General features: G+C 63.4%; 5 protein-coding genes and 1 pseudogene. 5 read left to right on the plus strand and 1 reads right to left on the minus strand.

What is annotated here, in order from left to right; genetic code table 11:
• From QZ326_RS12115 to QZ326_RS12125, 3 genes are all read left to right on the plus strand, one after another.
• On the plus strand, nucleotides 1–425 hold a 425-nt coding region (locus QZ326_RS12115; protein WP_295745589.1), incomplete at its 5' end, for a polysaccharide deacetylase family protein.
• Between the two features lie 77 nt (nucleotides 426–502).
• Complete coding sequence (locus tag QZ326_RS12120; RefSeq protein WP_295745594.1) at nucleotides 503–1,168, plus strand: DUF4349 domain-containing protein; 666 nt, start codon at nucleotides 503–505, stop codon at nucleotides 1,166–1,168.
• A gap of 106 nt (nucleotides 1,169–1,274) precedes the next feature.
• On the plus strand, nucleotides 1,275–2,084 hold the full coding sequence (locus tag QZ326_RS12125; RefSeq protein ID WP_295745597.1) for a polysaccharide deacetylase family protein: 810 nt from the start codon (nucleotides 1,275–1,277) through the stop codon (nucleotides 2,082–2,084).
• Nucleotides 2,085–2,188: 104 nt separating this feature from the next.
• Here QZ326_RS12125 and QZ326_RS12130 read toward each other — a convergent pair whose 3' ends face one another.
• Entirely contained in the window at nucleotides 2,189–2,737 is a 549-nt protein-coding gene (locus QZ326_RS12130) for a YdeI family protein (protein WP_295745591.1), read from the minus strand.
• A 51-nt stretch (nucleotides 2,738–2,788) separates the two neighbouring features.
• Here QZ326_RS12130 and QZ326_RS13460 point away from each other — a divergent pair, with 51 nt between their 5' ends.
• Together QZ326_RS13460 and QZ326_RS12135 are read left to right on the plus strand one after the other, a co-directional pair.
• Nucleotides 2,789–3,139: an IS630 transposase-related protein gene (locus QZ326_RS13460; protein WP_365329242.1), complete on the plus strand. Its 351-nt coding sequence runs from the start codon at nucleotides 2,789–2,791 to the stop codon at nucleotides 3,137–3,139.
• Nucleotides 3,079–3,415 (plus strand): annotated as a pseudogene (locus QZ326_RS12135) (IS630 family transposase); the annotation flags it as partial. The gene QZ326_RS13460 and the pseudogene QZ326_RS12135, both read left to right, overlap by 61 nt.

Here is a 3,415-nt window from a genome sequence, read left to right on the forward strand (position 1 = left end):
AGGAGGGCCACATCGTGGGCAACCACACCTTCCACCACCCGGACATGTCCGCCATCAGCGACGAGAGCGCCTTCCGCACGGAGCTGGAGAGCCTGGCCGAGCGCTACGAGGAGACCACCGGCAAGCCCCTCTCCCACTTCTACCGCCCGCCCCAGGGCAAGTACAGCGAGGAGAACCTGCGGCAGGCCCAGGCCCTGGGGTACCACACGGTGTTCTGGTCCCTGGCCTACGTGGACTGGAACACCGATGACCAGCCCACCGCCCAGCAGGCCTATGACAAGCTCCTGCCCCGCATCCACGACGGGGCCATCGTCCTGCTCCACTCCACGTCCCGGACCAACGCCGAGATCCTGGACGACCTCCTCACCAAGTGGGAGGCCATGGGCTACACCTTCGCCTCCCTGGAGGAACTGCCGGGGGTGTGAGCTCCGGCGGAACCTTTCCCGATTTTTTGCGTCTATCCTGGTAGAGACCCAAAAAATGGGACAAGGAGGACCTGGAGCTGGAGACTAAGAGCTTCGACACTGCCTGCATGTCCCTGGACCAGGCGGTGTCGGGCATGGGGGGCCGCTATGGGACCCTCCACCAGCAGGGCAGTTACCGGAGCCTCTGCTGCACGGTCCGGGTGCCGTCGGAGAAATTCCGGCTGTTCCTGGACGAGGCCGGGACCGTGGGCCATGTCACCTACCGCAGTGAGTACACAGAGGACGTGGGGGAGGCGTACTACGACAGCGAGGCCCGCCTCGCCACCCAGCGGACCAAGCTGGAGCGCCTGCAAAAGCTCCTGGAGGAGGCGGCGGGGCTGGAGGACATCATCCTCCTGGAGCAGGCCCTGAGCGAGACGGAGCTCCAGATCGAGTACCTCACCGGCGACCTGCGCCGCTACGACAGTTTGATCGGCTACTCCACCGTCAACATCACTCTGGGGGAGGTCTACCGCCTGACCACCGGCGAGGAGGTGGTCCAGAGCTTCCCCCAGCGGCTTGCCGCCGCCTTCGGCACGGGCCTCCGCCGGGGCGCGGAGGGGCTGGAGGAGCTGACCATCGCCGTGGCCTCCAACTGGGTGGGCATCCTGGTGCTCGCCGCAGCGGGCACGGGGGTGTGGAGCTTCCTGCGCAGGAGAAAGCGGCGCAAGACGCCCCCCGCGCCTCCGGCGGATGGGGAGTAGATTTTCCCTTGCATTGGAGCCCACTCTATGCTATACTTTTTCCGGCCTCCGTCCCACAGGGCGGGGGCCGGATATCTTGCGACACTGGAGGCGTATCCTCTTGCGAATGAAATGGAAGAGCGTCCTGGCGGCGGTCCTGCTGGCGGCGCTGGTGCTCCTGGGGGCGGACATCCGGTACGGGACGGTCACCGGCAGGCACTGCCGCCTTCCGGTGCTGATGTACCACCACTTCTCCCAGGAGGCGGGGAGCGGCTTCACGGTCTCCGCCGCCCGGTTCCGGGAGCAGATGTCCGCCCTGAAGGCGGCGGGCTATACGGCGGTCAGCATCGCCCAGGTGGTGGACTACGGCCAAGGGGGCACGCCCCTGCCGGACAAGCCTGTCCTCATCACCATGGACGACGGCTACACCAGCAACCTGGACATCGCCGCCCCCATCCTGGAGGACTTGGGGCTGTGCGCCGCAGTCTTTGTCATCGGCATCAACGAGGGGGAGGCGGTCAGCGCCCATACCGGCGAGGCACTCACCCCGCCCCGGTTCTCCTTCGAGGAGGCCGCGCCCTGGGTGGAAAAGGGGGTGCTGGACCTCCAGAGCCACACCTACGACATGCACCAGCGGCCCCAGACCGGGGGCGTCTCGGGCCGGGAGGGGGCGCTGAAAAAAGAGGGCGAGAGCGCGGAGGACTACCGGGACGCCCTCCTGGAGGACTTCGAGCAGTACTGCCGCCGCCGGGAGGGCCGGGTGTCCACGCCCCTGACGGCCCTCTCCTACCCCTTTGGCCTCTGCTCCGGGGAGACGGACCGGGTGCTGGAGGAGGCGGGGGCGGTGCTCACCGTCACGGTCCGGGAGCACTGCAACACCGTCTTCGCCGGACGTCCCGGAACCCTCCGCCGCCTGGGGCGGTTCAACGTGGATTAGGACATCACCGGCGAGGCCCTGGTGCGCAAGCTGGAGCGCTGGGGGCGGGGGTTCTTCGTATAAAAGCTTGTCCGCAGGGCGCACACCCTGCGGACAAGCCTTTTTTACATGGGCCGCAAATTTTTGTCCAGCCTGCCGGTGATCCAGGCAAGCCGTTTTTCCCGCCCGGCGCTGGTCTTGGCGTCCAGGTACGCCCGGGCGTAGGTCTTTTGGACCGACGGGGGCATGGCCTGGAAATTGGTGAACGCGGGCTCGCGGCCCTCCAGCAGGGAGGTCAGGCGGGACACCTCCTCCGCCCCGGCCTCCATGGGGTCCGGAGCGTACCACTGGCCATTGGCCTTGGCCGCTTCGACAGCCTCCCTGCCGGAAGCGGTCATGAGCCCCCGGGCCTCCAGGTCCCCGGCCAGGGCCCGGTTCTTGGCCGACCACCTGCTGTTCTCTCTGCGCCGGGAGAAGTACTTCTTATAGGAGAGATCGTCGATACGCCGCATCTGCCCGTCGATCCAGCCGAAGCAGAGAGCCTCCTCCAGGGCCTCGGCGGCTTTGAGGGTCTTGGGCCCGCCGGGCTTGCCGAAGAGCAGCCAAACGCCCCCGCTGGTCTGACCGTTATCGGAAAGCCACGCCCGGAACGCCTCCCTGGTGGGAAATTCCATGATATAGTCGCCACAGTTGAAAAAGAGCAAAGGATATGGTAAAATAAAACCATGAGTTATTCAAAAGACTACCGGGAACGGACAATAGAATATCGCAAGGAAGGACATACGCTGGAGGAGACCCATCAGGTGTTCAAGGTATCGAGATCCACCATACAAAAATGGGAAAAGCAGCTGAAGGAAACGGGGGACTTAGGAAAGAAAGAGCTGCATCGAGATTTTCGAAAGATCGATCCTGAAAAATTGAGGACCTATGTGGCAGAACATCCAGATGCATATCAAAGGGAAATGGCGGAGGCATTCGGATGCAGCCCAAGCGGCATTCGTGACGCACTGCAGCGGTGTCAGATCACAAGAAAAAAAAGACGACCAGGTATCAGGAACAGGAAGAACAAAGGGTAGCAGCGTATCAGGAGCAAATCAAGGATATCCCACCAGAAAAGATTGCCTATGTGGACGAATGCGGCATCGATACCTACCTGTACCGTGAATATGGGTATGCGTCCCGAGGCCAACAGGTATTTGGGCGCATCAGCGGGCGCAGATACCAACGCTGTGGGATTGTTGCCGCAAAAATGGGTCATCAGATCATTGCGCCCTTTCAATACAGCGGAACAATGGACAGCCGCCTGTTCGACTTCTGGTTTTCTCATCAGCTTCTGCCATCTCTGGACAAAG

Origin of the sequence: uncultured Oscillibacter sp. (genome assembly GCF_910587525.1) — a bacterium.
GTDB lineage: Bacteria > Bacillota > Clostridia > Oscillospirales > Oscillospiraceae > Oscillibacter.